This is a genomic window from Cohnella hongkongensis, assembly GCF_042654645.1.
GTDB lineage: Bacteria > Bacillota > Bacilli > Paenibacillales > Paenibacillaceae > Cohnella > Cohnella hongkongensis.
The window spans coordinates 86,555-110,674 of record NZ_JBHSEP010000013.1; the positions used below are offsets into that span (position 1 = coordinate 86,555).

At 61.0% G+C, this 24,120-nt stretch carries 19 protein-coding genes; 11 read left to right on the plus strand and 8 right to left on the minus strand.

What is annotated here, in order from left to right; genetic code table 11:
* Positions 1–70 precede the first annotated feature (70 nt).
* The 6 genes from ACFO3S_RS17425 to ACFO3S_RS17450 all read right to left on the minus strand — a co-directional run bounded on the left by ACFO3S_RS17425 (position 71) and on the right by ACFO3S_RS17450 (position 6,918).
* On the minus strand, positions 71–1,288 hold the full coding sequence (locus tag ACFO3S_RS17425; RefSeq protein ID WP_378098772.1) for a multidrug effflux MFS transporter: 1,218 nt from the start codon (positions 1,286–1,288) through the stop codon (positions 71–73).
* A gap of 486 nt (positions 1,289–1,774) precedes the next feature.
* Positions 1,775–2,893, minus strand: a complete 1,119-nt coding sequence (locus tag ACFO3S_RS17430) for a Ger(x)C family spore germination protein (RefSeq protein ID WP_378098773.1) — start codon at positions 2,891–2,893, stop codon at positions 1,775–1,777.
* Position 2,894: 1 nt separating this feature from the next.
* Positions 2,895–3,989, minus strand: a complete 1,095-nt coding sequence (locus tag ACFO3S_RS17435) for a GerAB/ArcD/ProY family transporter (protein ID WP_378098775.1) — start codon at positions 3,987–3,989, stop codon at positions 2,895–2,897.
* Complete coding sequence (locus ACFO3S_RS17440) at positions 3,986–5,539, minus strand: spore germination protein (RefSeq protein WP_378098776.1); 1,554 nt, start codon at positions 5,537–5,539, stop codon at positions 3,986–3,988. The genes ACFO3S_RS17435 and ACFO3S_RS17440 overlap by 4 nt, the downstream gene beginning before the upstream one ends.
* Positions 5,540–5,749: 210 nt before the next feature.
* Positions 5,750–6,340: a thioredoxin family protein gene (locus ACFO3S_RS17445; RefSeq protein ID WP_378098778.1), complete on the minus strand. Its 591-nt coding sequence runs from the start codon at positions 6,338–6,340 to the stop codon at positions 5,750–5,752.
* Positions 6,341–6,522: 182 nt separating this feature from the next.
* Entirely contained in the window at positions 6,523–6,918 is a 396-nt protein-coding gene (locus ACFO3S_RS17450; RefSeq protein ID WP_378098780.1) for a MerR family transcriptional regulator, read from the minus strand.
* Positions 6,919–7,178: 260 nt separating this feature from the next.
* On the opposite strand from ACFO3S_RS17450, the gene ACFO3S_RS17455 reads away from it, so the two are divergent.
* The 11 genes from ACFO3S_RS17455 (at position 7,179) to ACFO3S_RS17505 (ending at position 22,242) form a co-directional block, all read left to right on the plus strand.
* A complete protein-coding gene (locus ACFO3S_RS17455) occupies positions 7,179–8,099 on the plus strand; it encodes an aldo/keto reductase (protein WP_378098782.1) in 921 nt (306 codons plus the stop codon).
* A 78-nt stretch (positions 8,100–8,177) separates the two neighbouring features.
* Positions 8,178–9,170 carry an aldo/keto reductase gene (locus ACFO3S_RS17460; protein WP_378098784.1) on the plus strand — a complete coding sequence of 331 codons (993 nt, stop codon included), beginning with the start codon at positions 8,178–8,180 and terminating at the stop codon, positions 9,168–9,170.
* A gap of 363 nt (positions 9,171–9,533) precedes the next feature.
* Positions 9,534–12,062 carry a winged helix-turn-helix domain-containing protein gene (locus tag ACFO3S_RS17465; RefSeq protein ID WP_378098786.1) on the plus strand — a complete coding sequence of 843 codons (2,529 nt, stop codon included), beginning with the start codon at positions 9,534–9,536 and terminating at the stop codon, positions 12,060–12,062.
* Between the two features lie 100 nt (positions 12,063–12,162).
* Positions 12,163–13,131 carry an NAD(P)-dependent alcohol dehydrogenase gene (locus tag ACFO3S_RS17470; protein ID WP_378098788.1) on the plus strand — a complete coding sequence of 323 codons (969 nt, stop codon included), beginning with the start codon at positions 12,163–12,165 and terminating at the stop codon, positions 13,129–13,131.
* 117 nt (positions 13,132–13,248) lie between these two features.
* The gene (locus tag ACFO3S_RS17475) at positions 13,249–13,410 is read left to right on the plus strand and encodes a hypothetical protein (RefSeq protein ID WP_378098789.1); all 162 of its coding nucleotides are present in this window, start codon (positions 13,249–13,251) and stop codon (positions 13,408–13,410) included.
* A 1,402-nt stretch (positions 13,411–14,812) separates the two neighbouring features.
* A complete protein-coding gene (locus tag ACFO3S_RS17480) occupies positions 14,813–15,922 on the plus strand; it encodes a hypothetical protein (RefSeq protein WP_378098791.1) in 1,110 nt (369 codons plus the stop codon).
* 13 nt (positions 15,923–15,935) lie between these two features.
* Entirely contained in the window at positions 15,936–18,167 is a 2,232-nt protein-coding gene (locus ACFO3S_RS17485) for a hypothetical protein (RefSeq protein WP_378098793.1), read from the plus strand.
* 15 nt (positions 18,168–18,182) lie between these two features.
* Entirely contained in the window at positions 18,183–20,492 is a 2,310-nt protein-coding gene (locus ACFO3S_RS17490) for an FAD-dependent oxidoreductase (RefSeq protein WP_378098795.1), read from the plus strand.
* Positions 20,489–21,238: an SDR family NAD(P)-dependent oxidoreductase gene (locus tag ACFO3S_RS17495; protein WP_378098797.1), complete on the plus strand. Its 750-nt coding sequence runs from the start codon at positions 20,489–20,491 to the stop codon at positions 21,236–21,238. Before ACFO3S_RS17490 ends, ACFO3S_RS17495 begins: the two co-directional genes overlap by 4 nt.
* A gap of 25 nt (positions 21,239–21,263) precedes the next feature.
* Complete coding sequence (locus ACFO3S_RS17500) at positions 21,264–21,461, plus strand: hypothetical protein (RefSeq protein WP_378098798.1); 198 nt, start codon at positions 21,264–21,266, stop codon at positions 21,459–21,461.
* Entirely contained in the window at positions 21,439–22,242 is an 804-nt protein-coding gene (locus tag ACFO3S_RS17505; protein ID WP_378098800.1) for a creatininase family protein, read from the plus strand. The genes ACFO3S_RS17500 and ACFO3S_RS17505 overlap by 23 nt, the downstream gene beginning before the upstream one ends.
* Positions 22,243–22,319: 77 nt before the next feature.
* Here the strand turns inward: ACFO3S_RS17505 and ACFO3S_RS17510 are convergent, their stop codons facing one another.
* Together ACFO3S_RS17510 and ACFO3S_RS17515 are read right to left on the minus strand one after the other, a co-directional pair.
* Positions 22,320–22,700: a RidA family protein gene (locus ACFO3S_RS17510; RefSeq protein ID WP_378098802.1), complete on the minus strand. Its 381-nt coding sequence runs from the start codon at positions 22,698–22,700 to the stop codon at positions 22,320–22,322.
* Positions 22,701–22,724: 24 nt separating this feature from the next.
* A complete protein-coding gene (locus ACFO3S_RS17515) occupies positions 22,725–24,098 on the minus strand; it encodes an extracellular solute-binding protein (protein ID WP_378098803.1) in 1,374 nt (457 codons plus the stop codon).
* Between the last annotated feature and the right edge of the window lie 22 nt (positions 24,099–24,120).

The following is a 24,120-nucleotide window of genomic DNA, read 5'->3' on the forward strand; positions in this document are numbered from 1 at the left end:
CGCCATTGAATCGGCTCGCCCGACTTGCGAACTCGCATCTCGACGCCAAATGGCGTGAGCGATTCGAGCTTTACATAGACTTGGCAACGGACTCCGCAGAAGAACCCCCTTTGGGGCGGGCCAGCAGGAAGTACGCGAGTATCGCCGACGCACTGGACACGAGAATAATGACGCCCAGAGGAACGGCCGTATCTTCGCCGGCGACGCCGACAAGCGGAGCGGTTACTGCGCCAAGCAGGAAAGGAACAATCCCCAGCAGCGCAGCTGCACTGCCTGCCATGTTCGCTTGCCCTTCCATTGCAAGGGGAAAGGCAGCCGTCGATGTTATGCCGATCGCCCCCACAAAGAAAAACAAGGGAACGACGAGCGTGAAAAGCGGTCCGTGCACCAGCGCCGCCGCCAGTACGGCCGCGCTGGACAGCAGGGCCAGGCATAAGCCAACCTTGACAAAGACGGCCGCCTCAATGCGATGCGCCATCCTTCCGACGATTTGCGAGCCGAGAATAAGCCCAATGCCGTTGGAGCCGAACAAGAGGGCGAACGTCGTTGGACTTACCCCGTAGATGTTCTGGTAAATGAACGGCGTGCCGGATACATAGGCGAACACGCCGGCAATCATGATGCCTTGCGCCAACATGTAGCCAAGAAACGAACGATCGCGCAGCAGGAGTCCATAGCCTCGGAACTGGTGGGCGATATTCGATGGACTCCGGCGCTCGGCAGGCAGCGTTTCAGGCAGCCTCCATTTGGTCATGATCCACAAATAGGCGCCAAGCAGGGCGAGGGCGAGAAACACCCCGATCCATTTTGTGAAGCTAAGCACGCCGCTGCCCGCAACCGGTGCGATCAAGGGGCCCAGGTTGCCGACGAGCAGCAGAAGCGAAAAGAACTTGGTGAGGTCGTTTCCGCTGTACAAATCGCGTGCAATCGCCCGCGAGATGACAATGCCCGCGGCTGCGGCAAATCCCTGGATAAATCGGAACGCAATGAGCAGGGCGATATGGGGGGCCAACGCGCAAGCGATGGAGGACAGCACATACAATCCCATGGAATACAGCAGCGGTCCCCTTCGTCCGTGCACATCGCTTAACGACCCCATCACCAGTTGGCCGATGGCCAGTCCAAGCAAACAAGCGGTGAGGCTGAATTGAACGAGCGAAGCGCTGGAATTGAATTGCTGCACAATTTCGGGAAAAGCCGGCAAATACATATCGATGGTGAATGGCCCAAGTGTTGAAAATAAACCAAGCAGAAGGGCGAGTCTGATGGTATTTCTGTTCGTTGTCATGTTGTCGGTATACTCTCCCATCCAAAAGTCAAGATTAGCCGGAGTGGCGGCACGGCGATCGTCGCGCTCACGCGAAACGGCTGAGGCCCGTTCCCTGAAAGCGTAATTTGAAGGGCCCATACGCACTGTTCGCTCGCTCCGCTTCTCTCCATGTATCTAGTTCTTCTTTATACAAGCAAAAACGCCTTCGGCGTCCTCTAGACGCAGAATCGCGTTTTTGTCTTAAACATATCGCACCCTTCCCTTCGCGTAAAGCATATAGAATCATCTGCTGCGGGCCCGAAGCTCGCGTCCCTATTATCGCGAACTCAGAATCCCGACTTCCAAAAGAAATAAAGAGACTAACGTCTCTATAGTGCTATTTTGAGACGCAAAAATCAAGGCATTTGAATTGCAGCAACCGCAGTCGACGAGCGGATCCGGCAAAAAGACGAACGGATTCTCGCTAATGAAGACGCGCCGAACCGGTCCGGCCTCCCCGCCTTTCTACCGCACGGGCCCTATCGCCTTGATCTTGACGTCGACCTCGACGTTGATCTTCGCCTCGGCGAACGCTTCGGGCCAGCGGTCCTGTACCTCCTTGAAAGCTTTGTACTCGTAAGCGCGGGCATAGATGCCGAAGCCGACCGGATCGAGCCGCTTCCGCTGGAACCGTTCGAGCAACTGGTCGAACTCCTCCTGGGCGAGGCGGGACAGCTGCTTCTCCATCTCCTTCGGCTGCTCCCGGATATGATGAGGAAACAGCACCTCGGACAAGGAGGCGGGAAGCGTGATCCGAACCTTGAACATAAACCGGCCGTCTCGATAGGAGGTGCCGATTCTCGTCGCGGCGCCGGTCGTGCTGAAGCTGAGAACGTCGGTATGGAAGGGGCCGGATTTGGCGGCGCCGGGAATTCGGTAGCTCATACTGATTCCGCCTTCTTCATCGTTCCTCAAAATGCGGAGCATGCCCGTCTCCTGCGTGTTCAGAGACATTTTGTATACGCCGTTATTGGCCAGCAGAGCGGTGCCTTTCATGACGATGCTCTTTTCCTGAAGGCCGATCTCGGAGACGGCAAGCGTGACTCCCTTCTCGTACACCTGCCTATGAAGGTCCTGCACGGTAGTGAGCACCGTCTCCGAGCGCTTGCTTTTCGTGTCGACCATCGATCGGAGCAGCAGCGGCAAAATCGGTTGATCGGGATGCTTGTAGTCCATGATCTCCTCGAGCGAGCCCGGATAGTAGATCATGCGGTCCGTTGTCGTGTTTTTGGGATCGCGAAACAGAACGTCCAGCAGCTTGAACCAGCCCTCGTGCTTCAACAGACGGCCTCCGACGATGATCACCTGATAATTTTTGCCGCTCAGCAGCCCGGCCGTTTCCGCTCCCTGGGCCGCGCGGGATTGCCGGGGCGCGAGCGCCTTCGCCTTCGTTTCGAGGCTTTTCCCCTGGGAATTCTTCATAAAAACGGGACTGGACGTGAACATGAGCAGTTGGCCGTTCTCGTCGAGGTCTATGCCGAGAGCGAGCGGGATCGTGGCGTTCTCGAGATCGAGCCTGTCGCCGCAGCCCGCCAGCGACAAGACGAACGCGGCCAGCAGAGCCGTCCGGAGCTTCTTCATCATCTTACGCTCTCCTTTTCAGCTTGTCCTGCGCCCAGAACAAGAGCAGCAGTACGGTCGGGAACAGATACTCCATGACGGCGCCGATTTCTCCCAACGCCTCCTCGAGCCGCTCGTTCTGAATAAAGGAGGGGAAGTAAAAGAAGGACGAGCCGACGAGCAGAAGGCAAAAAAGCTGCAAATGTCTGCGCGTGCTTCCGGCCCCCAGCAGCCAGCTGGAGCAGAATACGGTCAAGTAGGTAGACGGAATCCAGGTCAGCGAATAGATGAACAGATAAAAGGCGACGAACGGAACCTCGATCCGCTCCAAGACGCGAAATTCGATCATTTTCAGCATCGGGATGACGGGCTGGGTGAACTCCAGGATTTCATCGGGACTGAAATAGGCGAAGCAAACGATCGTGATCCAGACATAGAGGGTGGCGGTCATGGAATTGGCCAGAACGACTCCTCGTACGGCATACTGCTTGTATTTCAGATTCGGATACAGGAACAGGGTAGCCGCGAAGCCGATGAACGAAAAGAGAATAGACTTGACCCCCGTCAGAACCGGCACGATCCCTTCCTTGAGAATCGGCAGCAGATTGAGCCAGTTGGCTTCCTTTAACGGATAGATAAAAATGAGCGGCGCCCAGCACGTCAACAGAAAAATGAACTCGGCGTACCGTCCCGCGAGAAGGGGGCCTCCCTTGACGATCGCATAGGCGGGAATAAGCAGCAGAATCAGGATCACGAAGCTCTTCGTCTGCGGAAGCAGCCACGACCGGGTAATATTCGTCGTTCGGACGAACCCGTCATAAGCCATTCCGGCAAAATAGAGGCCGAACAAGACGGCTGCCGTTCTCCCCGCCCACTTCCCGATGCGCATCGAGATCAGGTCCAGTACCGTCCCTTCCGGCATCCTGCGCATCAGACGGACGGCGGCGATGCTGGCCATGACGGACAGAAGCCACATGATCAGAATCGTCATCCAGCCGTCCGTTCCCGAGCCTTCGGCGACAAGACGAGGCAGCGAGAGGTAAGCGATGCCGATCTGCAGTCCGCTAATTAAACAGGCAAACTGCAAAGTTGTGATATTGGCCGATTTATTCGCAGTCACGGGGAGTCTCCTTCCGAATCCGGACGCATGCGGCCCTGCCGCTTCACTTGGACGGGGCTTGCGCTCATCGGCCGCTTGTTCATCATCCATAACGGAACCCGCATGAACGAATCCTTCCAATCGGAGAAGCGGATGGGACCGAACGGACTGAAATAAGGCCTGTCGAGGGAGCTGAGCGCCAGCAGGTGAGCGATCATGGTCATCATCCCGATGATGATGCCGACAAATCCGAACAGCGCCGCGGCGACCATCAGGCAGAAGCGGATAAGCCGGACGGCGGCGACGAGATCGGTATTGGGCAGAATAAACGAGGCGATCGCCGTAAACGACACGACCACGACCATAATGTTGCTGACCAGCCCGGCCTGCACGATCGCTTGGCCGATGACGATGCCGCCGACGATGCCCACCGTCTGCCCGACGGGAGCGGGAAGGCGGACGCCCGCCTCGCGCAGCATCTCAAGCGTAAACTCCATCAAAATCGCTTCGACGAACGGAGGGAAGGGGACCTGGCCCCGGGACTCTCCCAGCGTCAGCAGCAGCTTAAACGGGATCACCTCATAGTGAAACGAAGTGACCGCGATATAGAAGGCCGGCAGGAAGGCTGCGATTCCGAAGGCGAACAGCCGCAGCAGCCTTAGAAACGTAGCGATGGACCAGCGGGTGCTGTAGTCGTCGACGCTCTGAAAGAAGGAAGTGAACGTAATGGGGGCGACGATCACGCTGGGCGACCGGTCGACAATGACGACGAGTCTGCCCTGCAGCAGCTGGGAGGCGGCCGTATCAGGCCGCTCGGTCAGCAGCATCTGCGGGAAAGGCGAGGCGGGGCTGTCTTCGATCAGCTCCGCCAGTTCGCCGGTATTGATCACGGCGTCGACGTCGATGGCGTCAATTCGCTTCTCCATTTCCTGAATCAGCTTCGGGTTAACGATATCGGCAATGTAGAGAACGTACACCTTGGTGTGTCCTCTGCGGCCGACGATCTTTTGTTTGATTTTCAGCTGCCCGTGGGGCAAATAACGGCGCAGAAGCGCGATGTTCTGGGTGCCGGTTTCGATGAAGCCCTGATGGGCGCCCTTCAGCGACGTCTCCAATTGGGGATCTTCGATCGCCCGCTGCGGCCATCCTGACGTCCCCAAGGCGTAGGCTTCCGTCCAGCCTTCCAGGAAGAGGACGCTGCCGCCCTCCAGTACGATTCTCTCGACTTTGGCCCATTCGTCGACCGTCGATACTTGGCCGGAGGATAACGGAAGCTCGCGGCCGGATCCCGTCTGCTTCGTCTGAAGCGGAAGCAGCACGTCCCGGTTGACGGAGTTGTTGTCCGTCAAGCTGTCAAGATAGACGAGCATGGCGGGAGCTTCCGTCTGCCGAATGACGAATTTGCGGACGACCAGATCCGGCGAGAGGGAGAACATCTGCCGGATTCGGCTTTCGCAGCGGTCCAGGTCCGGATCGAGCGGCTCGGGCTCGGAGCGTGCGGACCCGTCATTGGAGAGGCGGGAGACCCGGTATTTTCGCCCGCCCGGCAAGTAACGTCCGATGAAGTTCATGTCGGTTCCTCTTTCCGTAGGCGATGGGGATATTTTTCCTCCGTTTCCGGTTTGTATGCGCGCGGAGGCGCGAGTGCGACGAGGGAAGAGGAGAAGAGGGAGAGAGGCTGGATGCCGACAGGCGTTCCCTCCAACAAAAAGCGACAAGATTCCGCTGCGGAATCTTGTCGCTTGTTCGGGATCCGCCCGCCGGTCGAGGACGGCGGCGGGTTAAGACTGAGGAACCAGATCGCAGGCTTCCGGAGGCATCCAGTGCTCGTCCTGGCCTTCCCATTTCACGTTGCAGCCGATCGGATTCGTCAGCGGTACGGAGACGGCCTCTCCGGCATTGTGCTGCGCCAAGGCGTTGTCGAGATCGTTGACCGTCATCTTGTCGACCTCGCGCGGATTGTCGACGCCTCTTCCGGAATAGACCAGCTTCCGATCCTTGTCGAATACGTAGAAGTGCGGAGTTCTCAGGGCGCCGTAGGCTCTAGCGACGCTTTGGCTCCGGTCTCGCAAGTACACCCACGGGAACTTCTTTTCTTCCATCCGCTGAACCATATGCTCGAAGGAATCGTCCGGCTTCGTCAATTCGCTGTTGGAATTGATGCCTACGAACGCGACGCCCTGCTCCCGGTAACGGTCAGCCGTATTCCGGGTCACCTCTTCCGAGCCGACGACGAACGGACAATGATTGCATGTGAAAAATACGACAAGCGTCTCGGCGTCCGAGAAATCTTGCAATGAATAGGTTTTGCCGTCCGTGGCCGGAAGCGTAAAGTCCGGCGCCTGCTCTCCCAACTGCAGAGTGAATGCCATGGCGATGCCTCCCCAATGGATAATTGTGCACTAGAATTATACAAAAATTACCTGTCGAATACAACGGCCTAAAGACGCATAAATCGCTCGCACAAGTCGGATATTCGGCCGAGGGCGACGTACTCGTCCATCCGCTGGCTCGGCTGAGCCTTGCGCGGCGACGGCGCCTGGAGCCGGCGATTTCAACCGCGACCGTCTCGAGCCCGTTCCCGGACGTACTGCTCGTGCTGCGCCGTGAAATGCGCGATTTTATGAGACACCTTCTCCAGATGCTTGCCCATTTCCCGAATTTGGGCTTCGACGTTCTTTTGATGTTCGATCAGCATTTCGCAGCGCTGCTGCAGCGTGGATGGGCCCTGCGCGCTCAGATCGACGAAGCTTTTAATCTGCTTGATGGACATGCCGGTATTTTTGAGACAGCAGATCAGTCCCAGCCACTCCAGATCGTCCTCGGAATAATGACGGACGCCTCCTTTTCTTCTGGCGACGCGGGACAGCAGTCCCTCCTTCTCGTAATATCGCAGCACATGGGCGCTCAAGTTCGTTTTTTCCGCCACCTGCCTGATCGTATACCCCATTGGATCGTCCTCCCGATCATTTCGACTTGCTATTGACTTAGAGTTAACGTTAAGGTTTATCATACGCAATATACAGCAGGATGGGAAGTCTGTCCGACCGGATTCGGAAGGAGAGGAGGTCAGCGATCACCGCTCGCAGCGAGCGGCGTCGCAGGCGCGGCGAGGACAGGCGATTCCCGATAAAAGGGGCGACGGGTTAACCGCTCCCCGGCAAGTTCAACAGGCCATACGATGGTCAAAACAAGGAGGACATGTGCACAATGAGAACGATACCTCTGGGACAAACGGGTTTGCAAGTGCCGGTCATCGCGGTCGGCTGCATGCGCATCAACGGCTTGAGCCGGACGGAGGCGGAGCGCTTCGTTCAGACTTCGCTGGACCTGGGAGCCCACTTTTTCGATCACGCCGACATTTACGGGGACGGGGCTTGCGAGGAAATCTTCGCCGATGCGATCCAGATGAGCGCGTCCGTGCGCGAGAAGGTGATTCTGCAATCCAAATGCGGCATTCGCAAGGGCGTGGCGTTCGACTTCTCCAAGGAGCATATCCTGTCATCGGTGGACGGCATCCTGAAGCGTCTGAGAACCGATTATCTGGACGTGCTGCTGCTGCACCGCCCCGACGCTCTGGTGGAGCCGGAGGAGGTGGCCGAAGCTTTCGACCGGCTTCACGGCAGCGGCAAGGTGCGCCATTTTGGCGTATCCAATCAAAACCCGATGCAGATTCAGCTGCTGCAGAAGTACGTCAAGCAGCCGATTGCGGCCAATCAGCTGCAGCTTAGCATCACGAACGCCAATATGATCTCGCAGGGTCTGCATGTCAATATGCTGGACGAGCCCGCCGTCAATCGCGATGGAAGCGTTCTCGATTTCTGCCGTTTGAACGACATTACGGTTCAGCCGTGGTCGCCGTTTCAATACGGCTTTTTCGAAGGCGTGTTTCTGGATAACGACAAGTTCCCGAAGCTGAACGCCAAGATCGACGAGATTGCGGCCAAGTACGATACGACCAATACGACTATCGCGATCGCCTGGCTGCTCCGGCACCCGGCCAACATGCAGCCGGTGACCGGAACGACGAACGTGGAGCGGTTGAAGGATTGCGCCAGAGCCGCCGACATTCGCCTGACGCGCGAGGAATGGTATGAAATCTACCTCGCCGCCGGGAACATTTTGCCGTAAATCGCTCCAGAAGCCGACCCGGGCGCTCGTCGCCCGTCTTGACGAAGCTTGATCCGGAGATGAAGGAGGAGTTAGCGCATGAAGTACGCATATTTGGGCAGAACCGGTATGAAGGTGAGCCGGCTATGTCTGGGCACGATGAATTTCGGTCCCCGCACCGGCGAGAAGGAAGCGTTCGCCATTATGGACAGGGCGCTGGAGGCCGGCGTCCAGTTCTTCGATACCGCCAACGTCTACGGCCGGGGCGACAACGGCCACAGCGGCTGGACCGAGGAGATTATGGGCCGCTGGTTCGCGCAGGGCGGTGGCCGGCGCGAGAAGGTCGTGCTGGCGACGAAGGTGTACGGCGATATGAGCGACGACACCGACGGGCCTAACGGGGAGCGCGGCCTCTCCGCCTATAAAATCCGCAGACATATCGAAGGCTCGCTCAGACGGCTGCGGACCGACCGTATCGAGCTGTACCAGATGCACCATATCGAGCGCCACGCTCCCTGGGAGGAGATCTGGGGCGCGTTCGAGGCGCTGGTCGCTCAGGGCAAGGCTTACTACATCGGCTCCAGCAACTTCGGCGCGCGGCATCTCGCCTATGCGCAGGCGGCTGCCGAGAAGCGCAACTTCCTCGGCCTCGTGTCCGAGCAGCACAAGTACCATCTGATATGCCGCCTGCCGGAGCTGGAGGTGCTGCCTGCCGCGCAGGAGCTGGGTCTGGGCGTCATTCCCTGGAGCCCACTGGGAGGCGGACTGCTCAGCGGCCACGCGCTGAAGCCCGTTGACGGCAGCGTTAGAACCGGCCAAGCGGCGGAGAGTCTGTCCGCAGCGCAGCGGGCCCAGCTGGAACAGTACGCCAGGCTGTGCGCCGAGATCGGCGAGAGCGAATCGAACGTCGCCCTGGCCTGGCTGCTGGCGAACCCTGCGGTAACGGCGCCGATTATCGGGCCCCGAACGCTTGCGCAATTCGAGAATGCGCTTAGAGCGGTCGAGATCGAGCTGCCGGAAGAGGTGCTGGCCAAGCTCGACGAGATTTTCCCCGGACCGGGCGGCCAGGCTCCCGAAGCCTACGCATGGTAATCCGAACACGCTGCAAGACGATTTGATTTGATCGTATCGAAAGCCGGCCGGCCGAAGCGGTGGACGCTCCGGGAGGTCATGAAAAGGGGGACTCGAGGTTTCATTCGAGTCCCTTTGTTCGCGCTCGGATCGGTTCGTGCGAGGATGGCCGGCGGCGGCGGGGCCCGTTTGCGTTCGCCGCGATCCCGTCGGAGGATTGAAGGACGAGGCGGCGAGACGGCCGGTTTCTAGCCATCCTGCGGATTGACGGGTCAAATCGGCCGATTCTATAATGAAGTCATGTCCATCCCCATTCTATCGACGAAATTATATCTTCCCCCGCTGAGGCCAAACGCGGTTCAGCGGCCCCGGCTTACCGAACGCTTGAACGCGGGGCTTCATCGCAAGCTGACGCTGATCTCGGCCTCCGCCGGCTTCGGCAAGACGACGCTGGCCGTTCAGTGGCTGGCCGGCTGCGAGCGGCCGGCCGCTTGGCTGTCGCTGGACGAAGGGGACAACGATCCGGCGAGATTTCTCGCTTATTTCGTCGCGGCCTTACGGACGGTTGCGCCGGATATCGGAGAAAGCGCGCTTAGCCTGCTGAGCGCTCCCCAGCCGCCGCCGACCGAAGCGATCATGACGTCGCTGATCAACGAAATATCAGCCGTCCCCCCTTTTATTCTCGTTCTCGACGATTATCACGCGATCGAAGCGGAGCCGGTCCGCAAGGCGGTCCAATTGCTGGTGGAGCGTCTGCCCCCGCGTCTGCATCTGGCGGTCGCCACCCGCAGCGACCCGGACTTCCCGCTGGCCAAGCTGCGCGCACGGGATCAGCTGACGGAGCTTCGGGGGGCGGATCTGCGCTTCAGCGCTTCCGAAACGTCATTATTCCTCCATCAAGCTATGGCGCTCAGTCTGTCGCCGGAAAGCGTCGCCCTGCTCGAAGCCCGCACCGAGGGTTGGGCAGCCGGGCTGCAGCTGGCCGCGCTGTCGGCGCGGGAACGTCCCGACGCGGACGGCTTCGTTCGGGACTTTACCGGGAACCATTCGCATGTCGTCGACTACCTGATAGAAGAAGTTTTACAGAGGCAGCCGGCCCGCATACAGAGATTTCTGCTGCGCACGTCCGTGCTGGAGCGCATGTGCGGTCCGCTGTGCGACGCCGTTCTCGGCAGGAAGGAGCCGGCGGAAGAGGCGGACGGACAGACGATTTTGCGGGAACTGGAGCGTGCCAACCTGTTTGTCGTCCCGCTGGACGACGAGCGCCGATGGTATCGCTACCACCATCTGTTCGCGGATTTGTTGCGGCGGCGGCTTCGGCAGAGCGGAGGCGAAGCCGAATGCCATCTTCTCGCCAGCCTTTGGCACGAGGGCGACGGCTCCGAGCTGGAGGCTTTCCGCCATGCCGCGGCGGCCGGAGACATCGATCGCGCCGCGCGTCTCGTCGAAGGCAGCGGCATGCCCTTGCTTTTCCGCGGCGCGACGGTTCCGGTGCTGCACTGGCTGCAGTCGCTGCCGGAGCCGGAGCTGCGCGCGAGGCCGGCGCTCGGGGTGATGTACGCTTCGGCGCTGCTGTCCGCCGGGCGGATGGAAGACGTGGAGCCGATGCTGCAGGCCGCCGAATCCGATCTGCCGGCGGAGAGCTCCGGCGAACGGGACCCTAATCTGATCGGACATATCGCTTCCATTCGGGCCGCATTGGCCGTCGCCCGGCACCAGGCGGACGAGATTATGGCGCAATCCCGCCTCGCCTTGAAGCATCTGGATCCCGGCAACCTGCCCGCCCGCACCGCTACGACCTGGGCACTCGGATACGCCAGCCAGCTGCTCGGGAACCTTTCGGCGGCCGAGCGGGCTTATGCCGAAGCGCTCGCCATCAGCGAGAAGATCGGACACGTCATCATCGGCGTCATGTCGGCGATCGGCTTGGGCAACGTGCAGGAACAGGCTAACCGGCTTGAGTTGGCCGCAGCTACGTACCGCGGCGTTCTCCGGCGAGTCGGGGACGCGCCGCTGCCGGCCGTCTGCGAAGCCCACCTCGGTCTGGCCCGAATCAGCTATCAATGGAACGAACTGGACCAGGCTTGGCGGTATTGGCAAGCAAGCGCCCGGCTCGCGCCGCTGCTGGAGGGCACGGACAGAACGCTCGCCTGCGAGCTGTTTCGGTTCCGGCTGAGGCTGGCGGAGGGAGACGCGACAGGCGCAGCGGCGGCGCTGGCTCAAGCGGAGCAGCTTGCGAGCCGTCACGGCTTCGCGCATCGGCTGCCCGAGATTGCCGCCGCCCAAGCGGAGCTGCTGCTGAAGGAGGGCGATACGAAGGCGGCCGCCGAGCTGGCGCAAGCGCACGAGCTTCCTCTCTGCCAGGCGCGCGTAAGCTTGGCGCGCGGAGATTGGCGCGCGGCTCTGGCTGATCTGGAACCGCTGAGACGGCGCGCGGCGGAGTCGGAACGGGAGGCCGACCGACTGGAGGCGACGATCGTCGAGGCGCTGGCCCGGCATGCCGCGGGCGACGGGGAGACGGCTGCGGCACGGCTTCAGGAGGCGCTAAGGATGGTCGGGCCGGGCCGATTCGTGCGGATTTTCGTCGACGAGGGAGAGCCGATGAAGCGTCTGCTGTCCGAAGCGTACGAGCGAGGGATGAACCGGAGCGAAGTCGCCAGGCTGCTGGCGGCGTTCCCGCCAGGCCAGCCGTCCGGGCGGCCGAACGTTCAGCCGTTGATCGAGCCGTTAAGCGACCGCGAGCTGGAGGTGCTGCGGCTTGTGGCGCAGGGACTATCCAATCAGGAGATCGCCGAGAGGCTGTATCTCGCGCTCAGCAGCGTTAAAGGGCACAACCGGAACATCTTCGGCAAGCTGCAAGTACAGAGGCGCACCGAAGCGGTCGCCCGCGCACGGGAGCTGGGGCTGCTGTAGCCGATTAACGATACTTAAGTAGCTACACGCGCCTCCGCCCCGCAGGTATACTGTGGGCGACTGCAACTTCGAAGTTGTCGGATGCCTGGAGGTGCTTGGAATGAAAGCAATCGTATGCGCGAAATACGGATCGCCGGACGTTCTTCGGCTGCAGGAGGTGGAGCAGCCGATCCCTCGGAGCAACGAAGTCAGGATCAGGGTGTACGCGAGCGTTGCGGGCCCTTCGGATTGCGCCTTTCGCAAAAGCGACCCCTTCCTGATCCGATTCCTCTACGGCTTAAGGAAGCCTAAATATTCGATTCTCGGCGTCGAGCTGGCGGGGGAGGTCGAGTCGGTCGGAGCCGGCGTAACCTCGTTCCAAGTCGGGGACCGGGTATTCGGATTAAGCGCCAAGACGTTCGGCGCCTACGCCGAGTACAAGTGCCTGCCGGAGGACGCCCCGCTTGCGGCCAAGCCGGAGGCGCTTACGTATGCGGAGACGGTCGCCGTCTGCGACGGCGCGCCCACTGCGCTCACCTTCCTGAGAGACAAGGCCAAAGTTCGAAACGGTCAGCAGGTGCTGATCAACGGAGCTTCCGGCGCGGTTGGCATCTATGCGGTGCAGCTGGCCAAGTATTACGGAGCCGAGGTGACGGGGGTGTGCAGCGCGGGCAATGCGGAGCTCGTCAGTGCGATGGGAGCCGATCGGGTCATCGACTACGGCCGGGAGGATTTCACCTCCAGCGGCCGCGCCTACGACGTCATTTTCGATGCAGTCGGCAAGCGCTCCTACGGGCAGTGCAAGCGCGCGCTGACGCCGACGGGCATCTATCTGTCCACCGTGCCGTCCGCGTCGATTCTGTTTCATATGCTGAGGACGGCGGCCTCCAGAGGAAAGCGGGCGATGTTCGCCACCGCGGGACTGATGCAGAACAAGGAAAACCTCGCATTCATTCGGGAGCTCTGCGACACGGGGGCGCTCCGGCCGGCGATCGACCGCCGCTACCCGCTGGAGCGAGCCTCGGAAGCTCACCGCTACGTGGAAACGGGACGCAAGCGGGGCAACGTCGTCCTGCTGATCGAGGATTGAGGAGGAAGTCTCGCATTTTCATTCGGAGAATGCGGGGCTTTTTGCTATGGAGAGAGCAGCCGAAATGATATAATGAACGCACGCGCAACACGAGCAGAATGAAAAGGAGCTATCGCATTGAACGAACGATCCAACGCCCCCGTGATGTTCCTGGTCGCCGGCCTGCTAGGCTTGGGGTTCTCTATCGCTCTTCCGTTCCTATGGCTGAAAATCGTCTTCTCCGTGGTCGGATTCGTCGGCCTTATTCTGGGCATCGTCGGAATCAAACGAATGAAGTAAATCGGATTGCGGGCTTTCGGCTCGTCCGGTAACCCTCACCCGATGGCGAACGCGGCGCCTTCTGAATCGAGCGCCGCCCGCATCTTCCGAACGCGGGTGCGTCCGCGCCTGTGAATCGCTTTGCCACCTGACCCCCGCCACCCGTCCGCCGCTTCCCCCCGCCCCAATGTCGTCAGGTTAAGCCGTTGTCGTATGCGATCGGTGGCATACGGTCGATGGTATGCGACCGATAGCATGCGATCGATGTTATGCGACCGATAGCATGCGATCGAAGACACGTATCCTGTTGGCTGTTGGCAACGTCTAACGGTTACAGTGGCGATTATTCGTATGCGATCGAAGGCGCGCATCCTGCCGGCAACGTCTAACGGTTGCAGTGGCGCATATTCGTATGCGATCGAAGGCACGCATCCTGCAGGCTACGTCTAACCGTTACAGTGGCGCATATTCGTATGCGATCGAAGGCACGCATCCTACCGGCAACGTCTAACGGTTGCAGTGGCGCTTAATCGATCGTTTTCCCGAAAAAGGAAAAGCTAACGGTTGCCACCGCGCTTATTTCGGGGTTATCGAGCGAAACGGCTCGTTTCAGCTGAAATAGCCGCTGCCGCAACCGTTACAACCTCCGTACTCCGAAAATGGCACAATTAGCGGCTCTGGCAACCGTTGCGGGGTGGCGGGGGTTGGCGGGCTGGCGTAGGTTGGCGGGCTGGCATAGGTTGGCGGGCTGGCATAGGTTGGCGGGTTGGAGTAAGTTGGCGAGCTGTCGTGGGTTAGCGGGTTGGAGTAGGTTGGCGAGCTGTCGTGGTTTGGTGGCTAGCATGGGCTAGCGTGGGTTGGCCCAAGTTGGCGGGCTGTTGTGGGTTGGTGGCTTGCGTGGGTTAGCGGGTTGGAGTAGGTTAGCGAGCTGTCGTGGTTTGGTGGCTAGCGTGGGCTTGCGTGAGTTGGCCCAAGTTGGCGCGAGTTCGCCTTAGTTCGCGATGACCGTCAGGACCCTTCGCGCATGAACATCTTCCGAAACTCGTCCAACTCCAGTTGCGTTGATTTTCGAATCATGCGACCCGACTTGCGATTCCGCTTCAAATCTCTCTCAACGGGGACATTCCTGCTAGGCTGCTTTTTGACCGTTTGCTAACCTGATACCATTGCCCCCTTTCCTGCTTCCTCAGGCGCTCTCGCACAAGAGTTCGGCCGCCGCTTTGTTCACTTCTACACCTCGTCTATTTTCATACCTATGAAATCTATACAATGAAACCCGGTTTATTTCCGTTTATTTATACAAAATACAAAAACATTTACACATATATGAAAAACGGATTGACGGAAAAAGAGATCGACGATAAAATTCATGTAACGGCAAACCGACGAGCACCGCGGCGATCAAAAGTCAGGGGGACTGAAGGTGAGCGGAAGCGGCAAAAAACGGGTGGCGGCGATCGTCACCGAGTACAGGCACAACTCCCATGCGGAGGTCATTGTCGGCAGGCTGCTCGGGCGTCTGAACTACCGTCCCCGCATCGAGATCGTCAGTCTGTACACCGATCAGGTACCGGCCGGCGATATGAGCCGCGAGGAGGCCGCCCGCCTGGGCATTCCGATCTGCGCGACGATACGCGAAGCGATCCGGGCGAGCCATTGCCCGGAGCCGATCGACGGGGTGGTGGTCATCGGAGAACACGGCCGTTATCCGATGAACGAGAAGGAGCAGACGATGTACCCGCGCAGACGGTTTCTGGAGGAGACGCTGGCGGCGCTGGACGAACAGGGACGGGCCGTTCCGATTTTTTCCGACAAGCACCTGGCCTACGACTACGACGACGCCCTGTGGATGTACGGGCAGCTGAAGGCAAGGGGCATTCCTTTCATGGGAGGATCGTCGATACCGCACTGCGATTACGTTCCGAACTTCGAACCCCGGCGTCTGCAGTCGCTTCGGGAGGCCGTCGTGATCAGCTCGGGCGGGCTCGAAGGCTACGGCTTCCATGCGCTGGAGGTTTTGCAATCGCTTACGGAGCGAAGAGCGGGAGGGGAGACCGGCGTAAGATCCGTCCGGCTGCTTAGAGGGACGAACGGCGAGGCATGGGCGGCTATGGACCGAGGCGAGTGGCCGGAGAACCTTATGCTGCAGGCGTTGAGAGCGATCCCGGGAGTGCCCGAGACGCATCCGAGAGAGCTGGAGCCGGCCCCGGCGCTGTTCGTCATCGAGTATCGGGACGGCGTCAGAGGCTATATCGTTCAGTTTCAGCGGCTGGTCGAGCAGTGGAGCTTCGCTTTTCGGGATGGCGATGACCGGGTGACGGCGGCGCTCTGCGACAGCGATCTGGATCGTCCGTTCGCTCACTTCGAACGGTTCTCCCGAATGATCGAAGCGTTCCTGGTGAGCGGCCAAGAGCCTTTTCCATCCGAGCGGACGCTGCTGACGACGGGAATGATCTGCGCCGCGATGGATTCCCTGCACGCAGGGAAGAAGATCGATACGCCGAAGCTTCATATCGTCTACGATTCGAGATGAGGGGGAACTGGCCGTGTCAACGAATTTGCATGCCGGCATACCGGAGCATCTGGCGCGCTTTACTCCGCTGCCTAACGAAAAGGGCCACAACGCGGTATGGGACTTCGTTCGAGCTCCCGACGGCCGCTTCTACTTAAGCGTATGCGGGGAGAACGAGAAGCCGTTGACGGCGCTTCTGTACGAGTATTTGCCGGCGACCGGTGAGCTGCGCCTAATCCTCGACGTGGCGAAAATCTGGATCGTCGATTCCTGTCAGATGCCCCCCAGCAAAATACATACGAGCATCGACTTTCTGCCGGACGGAAGGCTCATTCTGGCGACGCACAATACGGCGCCGGCTCCGGGTCACCGGCAGTGGATGTTCGAGCAGCACTACGAGCATCCTTGGGAGGGCTACCCCGGCTCCATTCTGATGATCGTCGATCCGAACACGAACCAAGCGGAGATCAAGGGCATTCCCGTTCCCCGGGAAAGCATCTACGGCGGCATGCTCGGCAGCGATCCCCGGTTCTATTATTTTCTAGGATATATGAGGGGTCACTTCTATCGTTTGGATCTCGAGACGAACGAGGTGAAGGATTACGGCAAAGTGTCGGAGTTCTCTTCGTGTCGGCTGGCGAAGGACGCCAAGGGACGGCTGTACGGCAGCTCTTACTCCGGGGGCTTCTGGAGGTACGATCCCGGGAAGGACGAGATCGAGGATTTGAAGCTGCGTTTTCTGCCCCCGAGCGGAACGAAGCATCGCCGGCAATTTATTTTTTCGCTGCATACGCCGCGCGACACTCTGCTGCTCGTCGGCAACATGGACGGAGAGATGATCGAGCTGGACCCGGACACGCTGGAGGCGACGCGCCACGGCTCGATACTGCCCGAAGACGTGCCGTCCGTGAACGGCTACGGCATCGGCGGTCTCGCTGCGGACGACCGCTTCGTCCTGTACTACGGTCTGAAAACCTACGACGAATACTATCCGATTCGTCTCGTGCGCTGGGATCTGCTCGGCGGCGGACGTCCGCACAATCTCGGGCTGATCACATGGGGCGGTCGGGATTCTCAATATATTAGCGAGATGATCTTCGACGAGCGCGGGCAGCTTCATATGGTGGACGTGTGCGGCGAGTTTTCTCCCTTCATCCTGACCGTGGACGCCGGCAAGCTGGAGCCTCCGGGGGCCGACGCTCCCCGCGCGGCGCTCCGGCCGTACGTCGAGCCGGACTACAACGGCGTCGGCAGCGCCGCCTTCATGCATATCCGGGCCAAGGAGACCCGCACGCTCCCCCTCCATCAGTCGATGGACTGGAACGATACGGCGGTCGGCCATCTGTGCGTCGCCGGGGGCAGGCTGTATACGGTTGGCGGCCGCCGCAGCGTATGGGTGACCGAGTCCGAGTTCGAGGAGGAGACGCCGCGGCGAATCGAGAACGTTTATGAGGCGGGCGGCCCGGTCAGCGTCCTGCCGATCGGAGCGGACAAGGCGGCTGTCCTGACGACGAACGGGCGGGTTCTGCTGCTCGACCCGATCGGAGGCGGCGCGGAGGAAGCGTTCGCGGAACGGCAGGGCGCGCTGACCAGACTTCTGGCCGCGACGTCGGACGGCAGGCTGCTGGGAAGCGACGGCGACGGGAACGTCTACGTCGGAGAAGACGGACGCTTTCGTCGGCTGAGGGGGCTGCGGGTCGAGCCTCGCGACGGGCACCTCCTGCCGCTGGATGAAGACCGTCTGCTTCTGAGCGGCCGCGCTGACGAGCTGCTCGTCTATTCGCTTCGCGGCGAGCGCGCCGAGCCGCTGGACGCGAAGTCGGCGTCGATCCGGGGGCGGATGTTTCAGGCCTGGCTCACGGGCGGGGCCGTGCTGGCGGACGGCACCGTCGTCGCCGGAACGATGGACGGCATGCTGTTTACGCTGTCTCCCGATCTGCGTCGCAGAACGGTGTACGGCAGACTGTATTCGAGCGGTCAGCTCCGCGACTTTCTGAGAATCGGCGACGAAGAAGTCGTCGGCGTCTACGGCGGGGAGCGGGAGGCGGGGCACGTGTTTCATTATTCTCCCCGCCACGGCTTCGCAGATTTGGGCAGACCTCGCATGATCAAGGATAATCCGGAGCTGAGCGCTCTGCCTTCCGAGTTCGGCAGCATTCATCATATTTCCCGCCTCGCCTGGTCGTCCGGGGACGGCTCTCTGTACGTCGGATCGGCGGAGCTGTACGGCTGCGTCATTCGGTACCGGGGCGTTTCTTTTCCTTAAGAAGGGGGAAGGGCATTGCAGCAAACGACAAGCGGTTTGCGGGTCGTAGAGGAGCGGTACGATATCGTCGTCTGCGGCGGCGGGCTGGCCGGGTTCTGCGCGGCCGTGGCGGCCGCGAGGCACGGGGCGCAGGTCTGCCTTGTGCAGGACCGGCCCGTATTCGGAGGCAACAGCTCATCGGAAATTCGCGTGCCCCCGCAGGGGGCGGCCACCTTTCACGCTTACGCCCGCGAGACGGGGATCATCTCCGAGCTGCTGATCGAGGAGCGGGCGGTCAATCACGAAAGTCCGGTTTTCGACAACGGCTATATCAACAGCGTCTGGGATATGGCTCTCTACCATATGGCCGTATCGACGCCGGGTCTGGTTTTCAGGCTGAATTCCGCCGTGACAGACGTCGTCATGAGCGACGAGAGAACGGTGAAGGAGGTCGTGGCCCGCGTCGGCCACGCGGAGACGGAGCTTCGCCTGCAGGCGGAGACGTACATCGATTGCACCGGGGACGGCGTCGTCGCCGCGCTGGCCGGCTGTCCGTGGCGGTACGGGACGGAAAGCCGGGAGGAATTCGGCGAGCCGCACGCGCCCGAGCAGGCGAGCGATGCCGTCATGGGCAGCTCGATCCACATCAAGGCGAAGAACGTCGGTCACCCCGTCCCGTTCAAAGCTCCGGATTGGGCGGTTCGTTACGACAATCCCGACTTCTTCTGGAAGCGGGGACGCGGCGTGAATCCGTACAGCGGCTTCTGGTGGCTGGAGCTGTCCGTGCCGTGGCATACGATCCACGACAACGAAACGCTGCGTCACGAGCTGACCCGGCACGCGCTCGGCATATGGGACTATATTAAAAACCGCGATCCCGTCGTCCGGGAGGAAGCCCGGAATTATGCGCTGGACTGGATCGGCCAGGTGCCGGGCAAGCGGGAAAGCCGCCGGATCGTGGGCGAATATTGGATGACGGAGCACGACCCGCTGCAGCGGACGGTTTTCCCGGACGAGGTCGCCTTCGGCGGTTGGTTCGTCGATCTGCACGAGCCGGGCGGGCTGCTGGCCGAGGTGAGCGAGAAATCGGCGGCGGAGGGGCCGCAGCGGCAGGCGTATATGGCCAAGAGCTATGTCGGGCCGTTCGGCATTCCGCTCCGCATCATGATCGCCAAAGGGATGAACAATCTGATGATGGCGGGGCGCAACGTCAGCGTGACCCATGCCGCGCTGGGCACGGTAAGGGTGATGGGAACGACCGCCTTGATGGGCCAGGCCGCCGGCACGGCTGCGGCGATGGCGATCCGGGAAGGCATTCGCGTCCGCGAAGTGCCGGAGAGATGCATCGGCAAGCTGCAGCAAGCGCTGCTCCGCGACGGCTGCTTTCTTCTGAACGCGAAGAACGAGGACGAGCGCGACCTGGCCCGGAGGGCGACGGCGACGGCGAGCAGCGAAGCGCGGCTTGCCCCCGCCGGGCCGGCGCCCGGGCCGGCGGACGCGCTTGACGCCGCGCGCGGACAATGGATCGCCGTCGGAGCCGACCGCATCGATTCGATCGCCGTCTGTGCGAGCAACGATTCCGGCGAGGCGCAGCCGGTCGAGGTCCGGCTTTACGCCGTAGACCACCTGTGGGATTACCGGATCGTGCCCGGCGAACCGCTCGCTTCGGCCGTTCTGTCCGTCCCGCCCGGAAGGGAGCGATGGGTCGAGTGGCCGCTGCGATTGGACGTTCGGAAGCAGCAGGGCCGCTATGTGAGGCTGGATCTGCTGGCGAATCCGAAGCTCGGCTGGCATGCGGCGGCGTCTCTGGAGCCCGGGCATGTGAGCGCCTATGAGATTGGCGAAGGAAAGATGCGCAAGCTCGGCCAGGGCGTCATGATGAGCCTGAAGGTGGAGCCGCCCCAAGCGTGCTACGAAGCGGGCAATGTCCTCAGCGGGGTGACGCGGCCGTACGCCTATACGAATCTGTGGCGCTCCGATCCGTCCCTGGCGCTGCCTCAATGGCTGGAGCTCGCCTGGGCGGAGCCGGTCGAGCTCGGCTCGGTTGAGTTGGTCTTGCCCGGCCATCTGCTGCGCGGGTACATGCAGTACCCGGCACTGTACAGGGATCCTCAGTGTCCGAAGGACTTGACGATCGAGGCCGCGACCGGGGGCGGCTGGGTCCGGGTCGCGGAGCTGAAGGACAACTATCAGCGCAAGCTGGTCGTGACGCTGCCCGAGCCGGTCGTCGCCGACCGGCTGCGAGTTGTCGTTCTGGCGACGAACGGGGATCCTTCCGCGGCCATCTACGAAATTCGCTGTTATCCGCCCGACTCTCGGCTTCATACGGAAGGAGGATGGTCATGAATCGGCTTCAGGGCAAAGTCATCTTGATTACGGGCTGCTTGGGCACGCTCGGCCGCTCCGCCGTCGGCATGTTTCTGGAGCGGGGGGCGGCGGTTTACGGCTGCGATCTCGCCTCCCCGGAACAGTATCCCGAAATCGCGGAGATACGGAAACGGTACGGAGAGGACCGCCTGCAATTCAGGCAGGCCGACCTGTGCGAGGAGAACGAGGTGAAGGCGGTCATCGCCGATGTGGAACGGCGCTTCGGCCGGTTGGACGGAACTTATCACAACGTCTACGCGAGCGGCTGGAAGCCGGCTGTCGAGATGACGCTGGAGGAGTGGGATCGCGCAATTCGAGGCACGCTTACGAGCACGTTCCTGCTGAACAAGTACGCGATCCCGCTGCTGATTCGTTCCGGAGGGGGCTCGATCGTGAATACGTCGTCAATATTGGGACGAATCGTGTCCAAAGGCTGTCTCGCCTACGGGGCGGCCAAGGCCGGCGTCGATCAGATGACGCGGGTCATCGCCGCCGACTACGCGGAATACGGCATTCGGGCCAATGCGCTCGTGCCGGGAGACTTCGATACGCAGGAGGCGATCGCGCGCCAGTCCGAGGGACAAAGGACCGCGATCCGGAAGAGCGCCTGGCTGGGACGCAGCGGAAGCGCGGAGGAGATCAACGAGGTCGCCGCCTTCCTGCTCTCCGACGCTTCCTCCTACGTGACGGGAGCCAGCTACACGGTTGACGGAGGCTTCCACTAAACGATCCGAGAGGGGAATGAGCGGGATGAATTCTGCCAGCGTCGCCTTAACGCCGCCCGGAAGCTTCACCCCGGGGGGTGAAGGACCGGCCTGCGACCGGGCAGGCAGCGTATACGCGGTCAGTAACGCCAGCCCGAGCACCGGGCTATCCCGGCCGCTGCCGGGGAATGTAGAGGCTGCCATGAAGGGGGCGTCGGACGATGGACTCGTACTTGTTTCATGAGCATACGCGGGAGCAGCTTAAGCGGAAGGCCGAAGCCGGCGGTCTGGCCGTCGTTCCGCTGGCGGCGACGGAGCAGCACGGTCCGCATTTGCCGGTCTATACGGACAGCCTGATCACGGAGGCGGTGGCGATCCGCGCCGTCGAGCGCGCTTCGCGGACGATTCCGGTCGTGCTCTGTCCGCTGCTGCCGATCGGCTGCTCGGATCACCACTTGAGGTTCGGGGGCACGCTTTCGTTCTCTTCGACCACCTATTTGCACGTGCTGCGCGATATCGGAGAAAGCCTCGTGGCGAGCGGCTTTCGCCGAATCGCGTTTCTGAACGGGCACGGCGGCAACGAGCCGATGATGCGCCAGACGGCGAACGACCTGGCGGTGAAGCATCCGGTCTGGACGGCCTCGGCGTCTTATTGGAGCGTTGCCGGTGAGGAGCTGATCAAGGAAAACGCAGGCGAAGTCGGCCGGGTTCCGGGGCATGCGGGAGGCTTCGAGACGTCGGCGGTATTGGCGCTGCGGGAAGATCTGGTCGCCTTCGAGCCTGCGGCTGGCGAGCATGAAGAGCGGGCCTGGATCGGCTCCGGCCCGCCGGGAGCGTTCATCGGGCGGCATGGGGAGCTGACCGGCAAGGACGGCTACACCGACGCGCCGCACCGGGCGACGAAGGAACGGGGAGAGCGGTATCTGGATGCGATCGTTCGAAGCGTGGCCGCATGGCTCGTTCAGGCTTACGGCGAGATGGAGCGCGGAGAAAGAAGCGTCCGGTCCTCGCGTCCGCCCTTGTGATCGCTGTCGTCCCGCACCCTAACAACCGGCGAGTGATTCGTCGGAACAGGGACGTTCGCGCCGTCGGCTCGCCGCTGTCAGTCAGCGCCCTTGCGCAGTCGGGCCACGACATCGATCTCTACCAGCAGATCGAAATTGAGGTCGCAATAGACGAGCGTGCGAGCGGGATAGGGCCGAGGGAAGAGGCGGCCGTAGATGCGGTTAAAGGCTTCGTAGTCCGAACGATGCTTCAAGTATATGTTCACTTTCACGACGTCCTGCAGCGTCAGCCCGGACTGCGCCAAAATTCGCGAGACGTTCTTAAGGGTCGCTATCGTCTGGCCTTCCAGATCGTCTGCGGTCACCTCTCCGGTCAACGGGTCGGTCGCTCCCTGTCCGGACACGAACAGGAGCGAATCCGTCGGAGTAGCGGGAGAGAAAGGGACTTCATCCATACCATAATTCAGATTTGTATTCAACAGACCTGTTCCTCCCTCGCCGCTTTACCAGCCCAGCGCTTTTCTAGTCTCTGCCGCCTTCAAATTGTAGGCCTCCACTGCGGGAATCCGGCTGCTGAAATCGCCGCCCCGCGTAATCATGCCGGCGAGCGGTCCGTTAACGGTGTCTACGAGCGTGACCAGATCGGCGATGCTCGGATCGCGCGAGAAGCAGCACATCTCGCTGTTCATGCGGATCGCGTCCACGTTTTTGCCTTGCCATACCGGCACTTCCGCATAATAGTCGTACAGCTCCTGATCTTGCACCCAGGCTCCGCTTCCGTTTTCGATCATCGTTTTTTGCGCTTCTTTGCTAAAGAGGAAGCTGATATACAGGAAAGCCTCTTCCTTGTGCGAAGACGATTTCGGAATGCCGATCGCCCCGGCCTGATGGACGGTCGCCTGTTGGGCTTTGCCGACCGGCATCGGCAGCACATCCCATTCAAAGTCGGCTTTCTTGAGCGTCTCCAAGTACCAGTCGGCCCCAAGCGTAAACAGCGAGTTGCCCTGCAGGAACACTTCGACGGGATCGCCCTGCATGCCGAGCCGTTCCTTTTCCAGCTCGCTGGGCCGAACGTGCCATTTTGTCGTAAGCTCCTGCGACCATTTCAGATCTTCCAGGACGGCGGGCGTATTCGCCAGGCTCATGCTGTTGTCCTCGTTCATGTAGCGGTAATTGGCCGCGCTGCCGTTGGCCATGGCCAGGATGCTCGTAAACTCGTCGACCATGCCGCTGATGCCCCAGTCGTTGGCCGCGGAATCGGTCGCCTGCTTCGCCATCTCAAGCAAGTCGTCATACGTCCAGTCGAGTCCGGGCATTTCCATGCCGTATTTATGGAGCATCTCCTTATTCACGACGATCCACATCGGGATATCGGAATACGGAACGACCCATTGCTTGCCTCCGGTCTGGAACGCTTCGATAAATCCTTCGGCCATGGCCGCATCCTGAATGCGAGAATCCTTCTCGATATAGGGGGTCAGCTCCTCCAGCAAGTCTCCGGACAGCCACTGGGAAAGTCCGGCGTCCAGGAAGACGAGGTCGGCCTTCTCTCCGGCGATGACATTGTTGACGACGGCTCTGTCGATATTCGTATTGGCTTCAATCGTAATCCAGGGATACATCTCATGGAACTTGTCGAACAGCGCCTGGTTGGGGCCGACAAACCAGGTCAGCACCGTCAGGGTGACCGGCTCCCGATCGGCGTTCGGCGTTTCTCCGGGAGCGGCCGAGCCGCTCGACGCGGGCGGACTCGACGCGGTGGGGGAGACGGCGTCTCCCGAGCCTCCCAGGCAAGAAGCGAGCAGAGGAAGCAAGGCGAACAGCGCGACGAAGCCGGCCAACCGATAACGATACGCGATTCTATTCCCCATTTTCATGAACAGACACTCCCTGAATAAG